Here is a 14,135-nt window from a genome sequence, read left to right as displayed (position 1 = left end):
AAAAAATGAGGCTCCGTTTCCCGAGCCTCATTTTGCTAGAGGCTCTAAAATGAAGCCTCGAATTCGATAGTAGACGGTCAGGTCTTAATTCGCAGACTTCTTATGATAATCCGTTTTCTCAGCAATACGGGCTTTCTTACCACGCAGACCACGAAGATAATATAGTTTCGCACGGCGAACACGACCACGACGAACAACTTCAATGCTGTCAACGTTTGGTGAGTAAAGTGGGAATATACGCTCCACACCTTCACCATAAGAAATCTTACGTACAGTGAATGATGAGTTAAGCGCGCGATTTGAACGTGCAATTACAACACCTTCATAAGCCTGAATACGCTCACGCGATCCTTCAACAACTTTTACGTTCACTTTAACTGTATCACCAGGGGCAAATTCAGGGATGTTTTTGCCTTCAGTAAGTTGAGCCATTTGCTCTTGTTCAATTTTTTCAATCATATTCATAATATTTTTCCTTATACGGCGGCTCTTTTAAACAAGTTTGAGCCATATTTCAACATCAATCATCTTTTTTTTTGCGCTAAATCTCTTTTTTAGCGCGTATATATTCTTTCCATAGGTCAGAACGACGTTCTTTTGTCAGTTTTTCTGACGTTTCTTGTCGCCATTCCTTAATCTTTCCATGATGTCCTGAAAGCAAAACATCTGGTATTTCAAGGCCTTCCCACATTTGTGGTCGGGTATATTGCGGATATTCGAGTAACCCGCTTGTAAAACTTTCTTCCCTTAACGTCTCAGGTTCACCTATGACACCCGGGATAAGCCGCACCACTGCATCCATAAGCATAAGTGCTGCAATTTCACCGCCAGAGAGAACAAAATCGCCAAGACTAACTTCTAAAACGTTCCGATTCTCTATAACGCGCTCATCCAAACCTTCAAATCGGCCGCAGATTAGCGTGACACCCTTTTTAGATGCAAAATCATGAACCATTTTCTGGTTAAGTCTTTTGCCCCTTGGGGATAAATATATTAATGGCCAATCATCGTTTGTCGTATCTTCAGGTCTTTGGCTTATTGCCGCATCTATTGCGCGCCCCATAACATCAGCTCTTAAGACCATCCCTGCGCCACCCCCAGCGGGAGTATCATCGACGCTACGATGCTTGTCCGTGGCATGGTCGCGAATTTGCATCACATCCATGCTCCATAATTTTTTATCTAGTGCCTTCCCCGCGAGGGAGAGGCCTAGAGGCCCGGGAAACATTTCAGGAAACAGGGTCAATATTTGTGCTTGCCACATATTTTACCCTTTCTCTTTTGTTTCCATCTCTTGCTTCAAATCACCATAGGCCTCGCGGTCTATGACCAAATAGCCTTCTTCAATATTAACGGTCGGAACGATTTCATCAGAAAAGGGATACATACGTTTTCCTTTTTCCTTTGATAGGTTCACTTCAATAATATCGCCTGCACCAAAATTAAATACGCCTTCTACTTTACCGAATTGATTGTCTTGACTATCTCTTGCCATAAGACCCACTAAGTCTTCAAAATAAAAACCCTCATCATCTTCTAACTTTGGAAGAGATGATTTTTCGATATATAGTTTTGCGCCTTTTAATGTTTCAGCTTTGTCGCGGTCATTAATACCTTTCAAAGTTACGGCAACTCCGCCTTTGACTGGATGAAGAATTTTTACCTTATGCTTTTGCCCGTCTGGATGATCATGACTAAATAAAGTCACAGGACCATAGTCGGAAATAGCATTTAAATCTTCGGTAAATACCTTTAATCTTACCGCACCGCGCACACCAGATACACCAAATACCGCAGCCAAGCATATCATGCCCGCGCGCTCTTCTATCTCTGGCTTACGCATCAAAGCAGACATAAAAGTTACTCTTTATCTTTTTCTTCAGCAGCTTCTTCAGCTGGAGCTTCATCTGCAGTAGCTTCTTCAGCAGCCGTTTCTTCAGCCGGTGCTTCTTCTGCAGGAGCTTCTGCGGCAGCTTTTGCTTCTTCTTCAGCAGCCTTAGCAGCTTCTTCAGCTTCTTTTGCCGCTTCTACCGCAGCAGCAGCTTTTTCTTTTTGTTCTTCGATACGGTCTAGTGCTTTTGCACCAGGCTTACCTTTGTTAGGGTTATTACGTTCTTCACGTTTCATAAGACCCGCTGCATCAAGAAAACGAGCGACACGATCTGTTGGCTTCGCACCTTTTGAAAGCCAATATTCGATGCGCTCTACATCAAGTTTAATGCGGTCTTCATGATCTTTTGGAAGAAGTGGGTTATGCGTACCAACTTTTTCAATGTACTTACCATCACGAGGCGCGCGACCATCTGCCACTACAACACGGTAATAAGGACGTTTTTTTGCACCACCACGTGCAAGTCTAATTTTAACAGCCATTTAATTTTCCTTTAGCTTATTTAATTCGAGTAATTCAGTTTATTATTTAAGAGAGTTCACTTATTTAGGAAGTAAACCATCCATTCCGGGTGGCAATTGACCGGGCATTGGCATACGGCCGCCCTGCTTGCCTAATTTCTTCATCATTGTTGCCATCTGCTTTTGCATTTTCATCAACTTGTTAATTTCCTGTACGGAAACGCCAGCTCCTGCTGCAATACGTTTCTTACGTGATGCATTCATCAATTTCGGGTATGAGCGTTCTTTTGGAGTCATACTATTAATAATGGCTTCCTGCCTAAGCAGAACGTTATCATCTATTTTCGCGGCGGCCATTTGCTTTTGCATTTTACCAAGTCCGGGTAACATTCCTAGAATACTGCCCATACCGCCAATTTTTTTCATTTGTTGAAGTTGGGATCTGAGATCATCGAAATCAAATTGACCCTTCTTCATTTTCTTAATCATTTTCTCGGCTTCTTCAGCCTCAATGGTTTCAGCGGCCTTTTCAACCAATGACACAACATCACCCATACCGAGGATACGTGATGCAACACGTTCCGGATGAAATTCTTCCATGTCTTCGATTTTCTCACCGACACCAACCAATTTAATTGGTTTTCCGGTAACCGCGCGCATGCTTAATGCCGCACCACCGCGCCCATCACCGTCCATACGCGTTAAGATAACACCAGTAACACCAATTTGATCACCGAACTGCTCTGCAACATTAACGGCATCTTGACCTGTTAAGGCATCAACAACCAACAATGTTTCATGCGGGTTAACGGCATTTCGAACGGCGGCCACTTCCGCCATTAATGCCTGGTCAATATGTAATCGACCCGCCGTATCGAGCATAATAACATCAAAACCTTGAAGTTTTGCGGCTGTCATCGCGCGGTTTGCAATATCTTCTGGCCTTTGTCCCGGAATAATCGGCAACGTCGCCACGTCAATTTGTTCGCCTAATATGGCAAGCTGTTCCATGGCTGCTGGACGTTGCACGTCAAGCGAGGCCATAAGCACTTTTTTCTTTTCTTTATCTTTAAGTCTTTTGGCAATCTTTGCTGTTGAGGTGGTCTTACCAGATCCTTGAAGACCAACCATAAGCATTGGAACAGGGGCAGGCGCATTTAAATCAATGGTCTGAGCATCGCCACCAAGCATTTCAACAAGCTGGTCATTAACGATTTTAACAACCATTTGCCCAGGCGTGACAGATTTGACCACTTCCTGGCCAACGGCTTTTTCTTTTACTTTTGAAATGAAGTCTTTGACAACCGGCAGAGCAACGTCAGCTTCTAAAAGAGCAAGGCGCACTTCACGCATGGCTTCATCAACGTGACTTTCGCTTAATGCGCCACGTTTTTTAAGCTTATCAAATATACCACCAAGTTTATCACTTAAACTATCGAACATTTTGCTCTCTTTAATTCGTTGCCTCATTTTTGCCGAAAGGTTTTTACATAACAAAAACACACCAGTGGGCGAACCTTCGCTGACTGGTGGGTATCCTTGGACACATATTATGTACGTTCCATTCGGGAATGCCCAGAAAATATGGGTATTTTACTGAAGAGTCAAGTTCTTGTTTACGCCTTCGGTAAAAAATGTAATATGATGCCATTATATTTAGTGCAAATGACACGGACAATAAACGAATGAGCCATAAAATATTTAAAATAACTTTCCTTGCTATATTAATAACCTCTATTACGAAGCCTGCTTTAGCGGGGCCAGATGGCAGCCCTTTTGAAGGACTGTATGTTGGCGTTACGTCAGTCGTAAATACGTTTGATTCTACGGCAACTTATCGTGAAGTACCAAACGATGATTTTCCAAGTAATTTTTCTAGTATCAGCAGTTCTGTTTCCAGCAACAGTTATGGCGGCGGTATTTTAGCGGGATACGGTCTAAGTTATGGGCCGCTATATTACGGAGCTGAAGCGGCGTTCATCGTCGATAAAGGCAATACCGTTTATACGGATGGTGCAAATACGATAAGGTTGGGCAAAAGCAATACATTCGACATAAATGGTAGACTAGGGTTCACTTTAGCCGATAAAGCCTTAATATTTGGTCTCGTTGGATATTCAGGTATTAATTTAAAATCTCGGGGCGTCAATGAACTCCAAAACGATAATTTGGATTATAACACGCGTGTAACTGCGCTGCGTTATGGTGGTGGTATCGAAGTTGAAATTTTTGAAAATATTGCTATTCGTGCTGAGTATACACAATCTACAGGAGCTAACTCAACTTATAGAAACGGATCCGATGAATTTACATTTAAACCTAAAACCTCAAGAATTATGTTGAGTGCAGTACTGCATATGTACTAAGTCTAGACCTTAGATAAAAATAAATTAAATATAGGGTCTGGGTGATGAAAAAAATCGGTTTAAAGAATCTCAATATGTTATTTGGCTTATTGTTATTCATCATTCTTTTATTTCTTCCTGCTCCAGACGGCATGAGTGCCACGGCTTGGAAAGTTGCTGCAGTAACCGTGCTCCTCGCCTACTGGTGGTCATCAGAAGCTTTACCCGTGCCAGTGACCTCATTAATACCTGTTGTCACTTTTCCCATGCTCGGTATCTCTAGCGTAGGTGCCGCTACTGCACCATATGCTGCGCCGACCATATTTCTATTGATGGGCGGTTTTATTATGGCAACTGCCATTACAAAATGGAATTTACATCGACGGATTGCTCTTATGATTCTAGTCAAAGTGGGCAACAACCCAACCGCCTTAATTGGTGGCTTTATGGCTGTAACCGCGATGATTTCAATGTGGATTAGCAATACGGCTAGCACTCTTATGATGATTCCAATCGCTTTGTCTCTTGCAAATGAAATTGTTAAAGATAAGAATGAAAAAACAACTGGGTTTATTATTTGTCTCGTTCTTGGCGTCGCTTATGGAGCCAATATTGGTGGGTTTGGATCTCCTATTGGTACGCCGCCTAATTTGCTTGTCATCGCCTATATGAAAGAAACCTTTGGTATTGATATTAGTTTTTTATCTTGGATGCTTATTGGCATTCCCACTGTTATGGTCATGTTACCGATCGCTCTTATTGTTCTTACCAAATTTGCTTATCCATATGACTTAAGCGAGAACTCACTTGCTAATGAACACCTGAGACAAGAGCTGGATGAAATGGGACCGATGACCACACCGGAGAAAAGAATGTCGATGCTCTTTGCATTTATTGCAAGTTGTTGGATCCTCAGAACACCAATTCAATCAAAGTTAGAAATGTTGCCCTGGCTTAGCGATACGCTAATTGCTGTTGCGGGGGCAATTCTAATGTTTGTGGTTCCATCAGGTTCAAATGACAAAAAATCCAAAGCATTGCTTGATTGGAAATCGGCAGAAAAACTTCCTTGGGGTGTTTTACTTTTATTTGGTGGTGGATTAAGTTTAGCTGCAGCCGTTAGCTCTTCGGGGCTTGCAATGTGGATTGGGACGGAAATGGGCTCTATTGGTGCACTCGATCTCATTTTCATTATTTTAATTTTGGTGACTATCGTAGTATTTCTTACTGAACTAACTAGCAATACCGCCACCGCAGCCACACTCATTCCTATTATGGGAGCACTGGCTGTATCTGCAGGCATCGATCCGATGATCTTATTTGTACCACTGGCAATTTCCGCAAGTTGTGCATTTATGCTCCCTGTGGCGACGGGTCCAAATGCCGTGGTTTTTTCCAGTGGAGAAGTATCTATTCCCCAAATGGCCAATGCAGGGTTTAGATTAAATATTTTTGCAATCTTTACTGTCACAGGCATCAGTTATCTTTTAGTGCCGCTCATTTTTGGCTAAGTATCCGGGATAAATGTTGGACTTTTTCCAGAATCAGTCCATATAGTGCATTATGAGCAATAAAAAACCACAAGTCGTAACGTTCGGTTGCCGTTTAAATACGTACGAATCCGAAATTATTAAAGGTCACGCAACTGATGCCGGCCTTAATAATGCTGTGATTTTTAATACCTGTGCGGTCACCGCCGAAGCAACTCGGCAAGCAAAACAATCCATCAGACGCATGAAGCGAAAAAACCCGGAATCCAATATCATTGTTACTGGTTGCGCCGCACAAATTGACCCCGCACAGTTCGCCGAAATGCCTGAAGTCGGTAAAATTTTAGGAAATCAAGAAAAGTTATCCCTAGAAAGTTATCAAGATTTCGGCATTTCAAATGATGAAAAAGTGGCCGTTAACGATATTATGTCCGTGAAAGAAACGGCACCACACCTCATTGATGGATATGAAGAACGAACGCGCGCTTTTGTACAGGTTCAAAACGGCTGCGACCACCGATGCACATTTTGTATTATCCCTTATGGACGCGGCAATAGCCGATCTGTTCCTGCCGGTGAAGTCGTGACACAAATCCAAAAACTAGTTGATAATGGGTACCAAGAAGTCATCATAACCGGCGTAGATATTACGTCCTATGGACCTGATTTACCCGGAAGTCCTAGTCTCGGGACATTATGCCAAAAAATACTTAATAATGTACCGGATCTAAAAAGATTACGTCTCAGTTCCATCGATAGCATTGAAACAGATGAAGCCCTTTTTGACATGGTTACGTCAGATATGAGAATGATGCCGCATTTACATTTATCATTACAATCAGGAGATAACATGATCCTGAAGCGAATGAAGCGCCGTCATAGTCGTGAAGACGCCATTGAATTTTGTAATTCTGTAAAGTCAGCGCGCCCGGATGTGGTTTTTGGCGCGGATATTATTACAGGGTTTCCAACAGAAACAGAAGCAATGTTCGAAAATTCGATGAAGATGGTAGAAGATTGTGACTTAACGTACCTCCATGTTTTCCCCTATTCAGAACGTGAGGGCACGCCGGCCGCACGAATGCCGCAAATGGATAGAAATATTCGTAAAGAGCGTGCTGCGAGATTGCGCGCTTTAGGTGATGAAAAACTTGATGCATTTCTTTCATCACAAATTGGCAATGAAGTTGAAATTCTAGTTGAAAAGGCAATGAAAGAGGAAAATGCCATGCTAGGTCATACAGAACATTTTGCCCCAGCAAAAATATTGGGCAATTATTTAGATAATTTAACAAGCGGATATATTGCAAAGACACGCGTCACAGGGTATCAAGACGGTATATTACTCACGGAAATTATAAATGTCTGAAGAAGAAAAAAAAGGGGGCTGGTTAAGCCGCCTCAAACAAGGTCTAAAAAAGAGCTCCTCTGCTCTGACTGAAGGCATAACGGATATTTTTACTAAAAAACGCCTTGATGCCTCGACACTTGAAGAGCTTGAAGATTTATTGATTATGTCGGATCTCGGTGTTTCAGTAAGTGCGCGCGTTTGTGATCGCCTTTCAAAAAACCGCTTTGATAAGGCAATTTCTGCGGAAGAAGTTCAACAAGCGCTTGCCGAAGAAATTGGCGACATCATGCAAGATGTTGCAAGACCCCTTGAAATCAATATGGAAAATAACCCACACGTCATTTTGATGGTTGGCGTCAATGGTGCTGGAAAGACCACCACCATAGGAAAATTGGCTAAACAATTTAAAGCTCAGGGAAAATCTGTCATGCTGGCTGCCTGCGACACTTTCCGTGCCGCTGCCGTTGAACAGCTTAAGGTTTGGGGCGAACGCAATGATGTTCCAGTTGTTAGCGGCAAAGAAGGCTGTGATGCAGCGGGGCTTGCTTATGATGCCCTTGAAAGTGCAAAAACGTCGAACACGGATATTTTGCTTATCGATACGGCAGGGCGGCTTCAAAACAAAAGCTATTTAATGGACGAGCTTAAAAAAATAGTACGTGTTATTAAAAAATTTGATGAACATGCCCCGCATGATACCGTCCTTATATTAGATGCAACCACTGGGCAAAATGCCGTTTTACAAACGGAAGTTTTCATCGATCTTGCTGGTGTATCTGGCCTTATCATGACAAAGTTAGATGGCACGGCGCGCGGCGGTGTATTAGTAGCGTGCGCAGAAAAATTCAAACTGCCCATTCATGCGATTGGTGTCGGTGAGAGTATCGATGATCTTCAAGCGTTTGATCCAAATGACTTTTCAAAAATGCTCGTCGGCGCAGAAATATAATAGGATATATATATGAACCAAGTGATTAAATTGCTCATTGAGTTAGGTCCTATTGTTGTTTTCTTTTATGCCAATGGTCAATATTCTGACGAGAATGGCATGGGTGGTATTATACCTGCGACTAGAGTTTTCATGGTCGCGATGGCCATATCAATGGTTTGCTCTAAAATATTCTTAAAAAAAATTGCAACAATGCTTTGGGTTTCTGCGGCACTCGTTGGGGTTTTCGGAGGGCTTACAATCTATTTTGATAGCGAACTCTTCATTAAAATCAAACCGACTATTCTTTATACTTTCTTCTCCGTAACATTACTCGCTGGATATGCCAAAGGTAAGCCATTTATCAAAACCTTGATGGAAGCAGGTTTTCCGCCAGTAGAGGAAATAGCTTGGATGAAAATGAGCCGCAATTGGGGCCTTTATTTTGCTTTTAGCGCAATATTGAATGAAGTTCTGTGGCGTAATCTTAGTAATGCCGAATGGATCTCTGCTAAAATTTGGGTGTTTATGCCACTAAGTTTTATATTCGCAATGTCGCAAATGCCGATCATTATGAAGCATCAAATAGAAGAAGCCGACGAAGATTAGATTTTAAAATTTACGATTTGGCCGAGGCTTTCAAAAGTTGGTTGTCCTGGCACATTAGAGTTTCCATAAATGCTTTCGCGGAAATTTATATTAATTGGCTCATTATTACCTGCGCTATTGGTACTGGTTACTTCTGTCGGCTCATATTCCTGATATAGTCGCTCTAAATCTCTTTCTCTTAAATCCGCCTGAATTTTCTCCAGAGCATTCCGATTTTGCTGAATCAGTTCTTGGCGCTCTGATTGGCGCGTTGAAATCCGAGCATCGCGTGCTTTTTCTTCTTCAATTTTCTTATCGAGCTGATCATCACGCAGTTGTTGTTGCTGACGCGATGCATCAAGCAGTGATGTTAAAGAGACTAATGTCTGTGTCTGTGAATTAATTTCCATTACGCTTATCCAAAAAAATACTACTTAACTCATATAATAACTTTTTGAGTTAATTCAAGAAGACCTACTGCCTTTCTGGAAATACCACTATTCTAAGATTTAGAATCACATTTTAATCTAATTTAGTTAAATTTTCCAGTTCTTTTTCAAGTGCCGCTTTTTGACCGTCGGGTGCATTCTCTATAGCAGACTGTATAGCCGCTATTGCTTCGTCCTTTTGAGCGAGCACCATATATGCTCTGGAAAGCCTGATCCATCCCTCTATATTTGTCGGGTTTTCTTCTTGTTTTATTGCAAGTTGCAATACCATTTGACGGATTAATTCCTGTTGCTCATCAGCGCTCATATTCTGAATGGTTTCCGCTTGTTCCGCTGTAATCGAAGGAGCCCGTGTTTGTGGGAGAGGCTCTGCGATACCAAGTGATACTTCTGCACGGTTAATCCAAACATTTAAAAGCGGCATCATTGGGTCATTACTCTCCAAATTGGCTTGTATGGATTTCCATTCTGAATGTGCAACCTCGACATCGCCTGCTTGAAAATCTGCAAGTGCCAAATAATAACGTGGTCCGGGGTGTTCGGGCGCCATTTTTCTTGCTTTGTTTAATATGATCATTGCGGCTGGGGTAACCCTCTCATTTGATGCCATAATCAGGCCTTCAGCATACATGAGTTGATAGTCAAAAACATCCGGCGCAATAATATGTGCTTGATATAATGCTTGGGCCGCTTGCTGGAAATTTCCTTTATTCATCTCAAGATTAGCGAGATATCCCCACCCTTGAACTTCCTCGGGACTGGTGGCGAGACGTGCTTTCACTTTGGCTATTAAATCATCCGTTTGTGCAAGCGCCTCTGCTCTATCTTCCGGCATTTCTTGCTCTCTAAATTCTTCTATGGGGAAATCTGGCATGCCAGGGGTCCCAATAACCGCATAAAATGCGGCAGAAAAAAGGATGATCACCACCATCGCTAGAGATAATAAATTATTTGGTTTTTCAAGCGGTGAAACATCTGACCGTCCGTCAGCAGCTTTAAGGATACGGCGTTCAATTTCAACTTTTGTTCGTGACGCTTCTTCTTCGTCAATTATGCCGCTTTTTAAATCATTATTTAACTCATCTAACTGTGCTTTATAAACATCAATATCAGGTGTTATTGACCCTTCTGGCTCTTTCGCTTTCAAATAAGGAAGCAAAACAAACAAAATGGCAATAATACTGAAAATAATGAGAACAAAAATATACATCAATTATCCCCATTTTCATTTAATAATTGAGCAATGCGTTTTTGTTCTTCGTCAGATAATGGTGCTGATGTTGCCATTTTACGATTACGTTGATTTCTAATGATTATGATAAATCCAACCCCAAGCAATAATAAAGGTGAGAGCCATAAAATGATGGTTGCACCATCAAAGGGCGGTTTTAATAATACCCAATCGCCATAACGTTCCGTCATAAAGGTGAGTACTTGTTGATCCGTATCACCAGCTAGAATGCGTTCACGCACAATGATTCTGATATCTTTCGCTAGGCCCGCATCGCTATCAACGATTGATTGGTTTTGACATACAAGACAACGCAGCTGCTTCATTATTTCTTGTGCTCGCGCTTCTTCTGCAGGATCAGACAAGCGCTTTTCATCGACACCAACAGCAAATGCACTTGTGCCCATCAACAACCAAAATATAACAATCATTATTTTGTTCATTTGCTAATACTTTCTAAAATTGGCATAAATTCATCTTCAAACTGCATTTCCATAATGGGACCAGCGTGTTTATGGCGAATAACTCCATCTTTTATGATAAAGGTTTCAGGAAAGCCATAAACGCCCCATTCAATGGCCACTCTACCGTCATTATCAGCGGCTGTATCAAAATAAGGATTGCCTTGTTCTTTCAAAAATCGATTAGTCGCATGGGCCTTATCTTTATAAGCAACGCCGTAAATCTTATAACCACGCTTTTGAAGTTCCATTAAAAAGGGATGTTCCACGTAACAGGGCGCACACCAGGAAGCAAAAAAATTCACTAGAACTACGCCTTCTTCGTTTTTTAAATCAGCGGTTGTTAAGCCAACCTCCTCTCCCCCTACAACAGGAAGGGAGAATTCAGGGATAGGGTCATCAATAAATTCAGACGGTATTTCGCCAGGATTTAAGCTTAACCCAACATATAAGGCGATTGAAATAACGCAAAAAATTAAAAAAGGAAAAAACGCTTTTAATTTCATTTACTTTTTCCCCTTAATTGTACCGGTTCTAAAACGACGGTCAGAAAGAGAAATAAACCCGCCTAGAACCATAATAGCCACACCAGTCCAAAGCCAAGCTTGTAGGGGTTTAAAATATAATCTTACGGCCCATAAATCATAGTTTTCACTATTTGCTTCGCCAATTACAACAAACAAATCACCTAAAAATGTGCTTAAAATCGCGGCTTCAGTAGTAGGCATGGGTGGTGTCATATATACACGTGCCTCTGGTTCTAATGTTGTGACTTTTTGTCCATCCTTATTCACATCGAAAGAGGCACTTACGGCCGTATAATTAGGGCCGATAATACCGTCGGTGCTATTTAAAGTGACCTCGTATCCAGCAATAGTTGCTTTATCGCCATACCCCATAATACCTTGATATTCGCTATCCCAATATGATGTTGCTGCCATACCTAAAACTGCAATCGCAAGCCCCAAATGCCCAAATGTCATACCCATTGATGCTCGTGGCTGCCGGAGAATACGTTTTAATGCCCCCCCTTTAAATAATTTGATACGTTCTGACCATTCGTAAAGCGTTGAAAACAGCAACCACATGCCAAGGCCAAGCCAAACGGCAGCCATAATCGCACCGCCCCCAGCCATATAATAAAAAGCAAGGGTCGCCACTAAGGATACCACCATCATAAATTTTAAACGGGACAAAATCCCCATGAGGTCAGCTCGTTTCCAATTGGCCATAGGCCCCAAGGCCATAACAATAATTAAGGGGATCATTAATGATCCAAACGCCATATTAAAGAATGGTGGTCCAACAGTAATTTTTTCACCGGTAAGTGCATCACGAAGCAAAGGATAAAGTGTGCCAAACATCACCACGAGCGCAGATACTGAAAGAAGTAGATTATTTATAATCAACATACTCTCACGGCTAATCGGTGCAAATAAGCCACCCGGCTGTAATTTATCCGCGCGAAGTGCGAATAAAAATAGACTGCCGCCAATAACAAGAAACAAGAATAATAGAATAAATACCCCGCGCTCCGGATCAGTTGCAAAAGCATGAACAGACGTTAAAACACCACTTCGCACAATAAAGGTACCAAGCAAACTAAATGAGAAGGCAATAATAGCAAGCAATATGGTCCACGCTTTTAAGGTATCCCGTTTTTCAACAACAATGGCCGAATGCAGTAATCCAGTTGCAACGAGCCACGGCATAAAGGCCGCGTTTTCAACAGGATCCCAAAACCACCAACCACCCCAACCAAGTTCATAATATGCCCACCAAGAACCGAGCGTTAATCCAGCAGTTAAAAAACACCACGCAAGTAATGTCCATGGGCGAACCCATCTTGCCCATGCGGCATCAACACGCCCTTCGATTAAGGCGGCGACAGCAAATGAAAAAGTTACCGACAATCCTACGTAGCCAAGATATAAAAGCGGCGGATGAAACGCCAATCCCGGGTCTTGTAAAAGCGGATTAAGACCATTTCCTTCATTTGGAAATGGAAAAATGCGTTCAAACGGGTTAGAAGTAAGTAATAAAAATAAATAAAAACCAAGACCAACAAACGCCTGCACGCTTAAAACTGTTACATGAAATTTGCGCGGTAAATTGCGCCCAAAAAAGGCCACCATTGCGCCAAAAAGAGCCAATATTAACGCCCAAAATAAAATTGACCCTTCATGATTCCCCCACGTGGCTGATACTTTATAAAGCATAGGCTTTAAAGTATGGGAATTGGTCGCAACGTTAGCCACTGAAAAATCGGATACAATAAACGAATACATTAATGCGGCAAACGCAAATGATACAAATAAAAACTGACCATATGCAGCCGGCAATGAAATGGCCATCATTCTGCCATTACCATTGATGGATCCATAAAGTGGAAAAACGCCTTGAATAACCGATAATGAACAAGCAAGTATCAGGGCAAAATGACCTAGCTCAGCAATCATATACTTTCTTCTTCTTCAGCATGTCGGAATACGCCCCGTTTTTTGAGGCTATCGACGACTTCTTTTGGCATATAATTTTCATCATGCTTTGCGAGCGCTCTGTTGGCGTGGAATATTCCTGGACCACCGACTTGTCCTTCAACAACTACCCCTTGCCCTTCACGGAAAAGATCAGGTAGTGACCCTTTATAAACAACGCTCACTGTTTCAGCGCCATCGGTGATATCAAAATGATATGTTAATCCGTCATCATCTTTTTTAAAGCTCTCTTCGGCTACAAGACCACCAAGACGAATACGCTGTCCTTCAGCAATTTGGCGTTCTTTAAGCTCTGTCGGGTCGAGAAACAAACTAATATTATCTTGTAAAGCTGTTAAAACGAGGCCAACCGCAAGCGCTAAAATTGTCATACTTGTTAAAACAAGATAGAACCGTTTCTTTTTTCGCTTCGCAGCACGCGAATTTGTTGGTGTGGACATAT

The 14,135-nt window shown here is 41.9% G+C and carries 16 protein-coding genes; 5 read left to right on the top strand and 11 right to left on the bottom strand.

What is annotated here, in order from left to right; all coding sequences use genetic code 11:
• Nucleotides 1-84 precede the first annotated feature (84 nt).
• From rplS to ffh, 5 genes are all read right to left on the bottom strand, one after another.
• Complete coding sequence (gene rplS, locus ACTF6W_RS03025; RefSeq protein ID WP_438993061.1) at nt 85-465, bottom strand: 50S ribosomal protein L19; 381 nt, start codon at nt 463-465, stop codon at nt 85-87.
• A gap of 76 nt (nt 466-541) precedes the next feature.
• Nucleotides 542-1,264, bottom strand: a complete 723-nt coding sequence (gene trmD / locus ACTF6W_RS03020; RefSeq protein ID WP_438993060.1) for a tRNA (guanosine(37)-N1)-methyltransferase TrmD — start codon at nt 1,262-1,264, stop codon at nt 542-544.
• A gap of 3 nt (nt 1,265-1,267) precedes the next feature.
• On the bottom strand, nt 1,268-1,855 hold the full coding sequence (gene rimM, locus ACTF6W_RS03015) for a ribosome maturation factor RimM (protein ID WP_438993059.1): 588 nt from the start codon (nt 1,853-1,855) through the stop codon (nt 1,268-1,270).
• 5 nt (nt 1,856-1,860) lie between these two features.
• Nucleotides 1,861-2,373: a 30S ribosomal protein S16 gene (gene rpsP, locus ACTF6W_RS03010; protein ID WP_438993058.1), complete on the bottom strand. Its 513-nt coding sequence runs from the start codon at nt 2,371-2,373 to the stop codon at nt 1,861-1,863.
• A 60-nt stretch (nt 2,374-2,433) separates the two neighbouring features.
• Nucleotides 2,434-3,795 carry a signal recognition particle protein gene (gene ffh / locus ACTF6W_RS03005; RefSeq protein ID WP_438993057.1) on the bottom strand — a complete coding sequence of 454 codons (1,362 nt, stop codon included), beginning with the start codon at nt 3,793-3,795 and terminating at the stop codon, nt 2,434-2,436.
• A gap of 242 nt (nt 3,796-4,037) precedes the next feature.
• Here ffh and ACTF6W_RS03000 point away from each other — a divergent pair, with 242 nt between their 5' ends.
• From ACTF6W_RS03000 to ACTF6W_RS02980, 5 genes are all read left to right on the top strand, one after another.
• Nucleotides 4,038-4,718, top strand: coding sequence for an outer membrane protein (locus tag ACTF6W_RS03000; RefSeq protein ID WP_438993056.1), 681 nt, complete (start codon nt 4,038-4,040; stop codon nt 4,716-4,718).
• Between the two features lie 74 nt (nt 4,719-4,792).
• Complete coding sequence (locus tag ACTF6W_RS02995; protein ID WP_438993055.1) at nt 4,793-6,208, top strand: SLC13 family permease; 1,416 nt, start codon at nt 4,793-4,795, stop codon at nt 6,206-6,208.
• Nucleotides 6,209-6,260: 52 nt separating this feature from the next.
• Nucleotides 6,261-7,556, top strand: coding sequence for a tRNA (N(6)-L-threonylcarbamoyladenosine(37)-C(2))-methylthiotransferase MtaB (gene mtaB, locus ACTF6W_RS02990; RefSeq protein WP_438993054.1), 1,296 nt, complete (start codon nt 6,261-6,263; stop codon nt 7,554-7,556).
• Nucleotides 7,549-8,487 carry a signal recognition particle-docking protein FtsY gene (gene ftsY / locus ACTF6W_RS02985; protein ID WP_438993053.1) on the top strand — a complete coding sequence of 313 codons (939 nt, stop codon included), beginning with the start codon at nt 7,549-7,551 and terminating at the stop codon, nt 8,485-8,487. The genes mtaB and ftsY overlap by 8 nt, the downstream gene beginning before the upstream one ends.
• Nucleotides 8,488-8,499: 12 nt before the next feature.
• Nucleotides 8,500-9,075, top strand: coding sequence for a septation protein A (locus tag ACTF6W_RS02980; protein WP_438993052.1), 576 nt, complete (start codon nt 8,500-8,502; stop codon nt 9,073-9,075).
• Here the strand turns inward: ACTF6W_RS02980 and ACTF6W_RS02975 are convergent.
• The 6 genes from ACTF6W_RS02975 to ccmE all read right to left on the bottom strand — a co-directional run bounded on the left by ACTF6W_RS02975 (nt 9,072) and on the right by ccmE (nt 14,133).
• Nucleotides 9,072-9,464, bottom strand: coding sequence for a hypothetical protein (locus ACTF6W_RS02975; protein ID WP_438993051.1), 393 nt, complete (start codon nt 9,462-9,464; stop codon nt 9,072-9,074). The two genes, ACTF6W_RS02980 and ACTF6W_RS02975, sit on opposite strands and share 4 nt — an antisense overlap.
• Nucleotides 9,465-9,576: 112 nt before the next feature.
• On the bottom strand, nt 9,577-10,713 hold the full coding sequence (gene ccmI, locus ACTF6W_RS02970; RefSeq protein ID WP_438993050.1) for a c-type cytochrome biogenesis protein CcmI: 1,137 nt from the start codon (nt 10,711-10,713) through the stop codon (nt 9,577-9,579).
• Nucleotides 10,713-11,165, bottom strand: a complete 453-nt coding sequence (locus tag ACTF6W_RS02965; protein ID WP_438993049.1) for a cytochrome c-type biogenesis protein — start codon at nt 11,163-11,165, stop codon at nt 10,713-10,715. Before ACTF6W_RS02965 ends, ccmI begins: the two co-directional genes overlap by 1 nt.
• A gap of 8 nt (nt 11,166-11,173) precedes the next feature.
• The gene (locus tag ACTF6W_RS02960) at nt 11,174-11,701 is read right to left on the bottom strand and encodes a DsbE family thiol:disulfide interchange protein (protein WP_438993048.1); all 528 of its coding nucleotides are present in this window, start codon (nt 11,699-11,701) and stop codon (nt 11,174-11,176) included.
• Nucleotides 11,702-13,654 carry a heme lyase CcmF/NrfE family subunit gene (locus tag ACTF6W_RS02955; protein WP_438993047.1) on the bottom strand — a complete coding sequence of 651 codons (1,953 nt, stop codon included), beginning with the start codon at nt 13,652-13,654 and terminating at the stop codon, nt 11,702-11,704.
• The gene (gene ccmE, locus ACTF6W_RS02950; protein WP_438993046.1) at nt 13,651-14,133 is read right to left on the bottom strand and encodes a cytochrome c maturation protein CcmE; all 483 of its coding nucleotides are present in this window, start codon (nt 14,131-14,133) and stop codon (nt 13,651-13,653) included. The genes ACTF6W_RS02955 and ccmE overlap by 4 nt, the downstream gene beginning before the upstream one ends.
• Nucleotides 14,134-14,135: the final 2 nt, after the last annotated feature.

The sequence above is a fragment of the Pseudemcibacter sp. genome (assembly GCF_965661635.1).
Lineage (GTDB): Bacteria > Pseudomonadota > Alphaproteobacteria > Sphingomonadales > Emcibacteraceae > Pseudemcibacter.
This window is presented reverse-complemented; position numbering and strand designations above follow the sequence as displayed.

What these genes read in the sequence shown, in the direction of transcription:
- rplS (WP_438993061.1), bottom strand. Translation starts at nt 465, where the DNA reads ATGAATATGATTGAAAAAATTGAACAAGAGCAAATGGCTCAACTTACT.
- trmD (WP_438993060.1), bottom strand. Translation starts at nt 1,264, where the DNA reads ATGTGGCAAGCACAAATATTGACCCTGTTTCCTGAAATGTTTCCCGGG.
- rimM (WP_438993059.1), bottom strand. Translation starts at nt 1,855, where the DNA reads ATGTCTGCTTTGATGCGTAAGCCAGAGATAGAAGAGCGCGCGGGCATG.
- rpsP (WP_438993058.1), bottom strand. Translation starts at nt 2,373, where the DNA reads ATGGCTGTTAAAATTAGACTTGCACGTGGTGGTGCAAAAAAACGTCCT.
- ffh (WP_438993057.1), bottom strand. Translation starts at nt 3,795, where the DNA reads ATGTTCGATAGTTTAAGTGATAAACTTGGTGGTATATTTGATAAGCTT.
- ACTF6W_RS03000 (WP_438993056.1), top strand. Translation starts at nt 4,038, where the DNA reads ATGAGCCATAAAATATTTAAAATAACTTTCCTTGCTATATTAATAACC.
- ACTF6W_RS02995 (WP_438993055.1), top strand. Translation starts at nt 4,793, where the DNA reads ATGTTATTTGGCTTATTGTTATTCATCATTCTTTTATTTCTTCCTGCT.
- mtaB (WP_438993054.1), top strand. Translation starts at nt 6,261, where the DNA reads ATGAGCAATAAAAAACCACAAGTCGTAACGTTCGGTTGCCGTTTAAAT.
- ftsY (WP_438993053.1), top strand. Translation starts at nt 7,549, where the DNA reads ATGTCTGAAGAAGAAAAAAAAGGGGGCTGGTTAAGCCGCCTCAAACAA.
- ACTF6W_RS02980 (WP_438993052.1), top strand. Translation starts at nt 8,500, where the DNA reads ATGAACCAAGTGATTAAATTGCTCATTGAGTTAGGTCCTATTGTTGTT.
- ACTF6W_RS02975 (WP_438993051.1), bottom strand. Translation starts at nt 9,464, where the DNA reads ATGGAAATTAATTCACAGACACAGACATTAGTCTCTTTAACATCACTG.
- ccmI (WP_438993050.1), bottom strand. Translation starts at nt 10,713, where the DNA reads ATGTATATTTTTGTTCTCATTATTTTCAGTATTATTGCCATTTTGTTT.
- ACTF6W_RS02965 (WP_438993049.1), bottom strand. Translation starts at nt 11,165, where the DNA reads ATGATTGTTATATTTTGGTTGTTGATGGGCACAAGTGCATTTGCTGTT.
- ACTF6W_RS02960 (WP_438993048.1), bottom strand. Translation starts at nt 11,701, where the DNA reads ATGAAATTAAAAGCGTTTTTTCCTTTTTTAATTTTTTGCGTTATTTCA.
- ACTF6W_RS02955 (WP_438993047.1), bottom strand. Translation starts at nt 13,654, where the DNA reads ATGATTGCTGAGCTAGGTCATTTTGCCCTGATACTTGCTTGTTCATTA.
- ccmE (WP_438993046.1), bottom strand. Translation starts at nt 14,133, where the DNA reads ATGTCCACACCAACAAATTCGCGTGCTGCGAAGCGAAAAAAGAAACGG.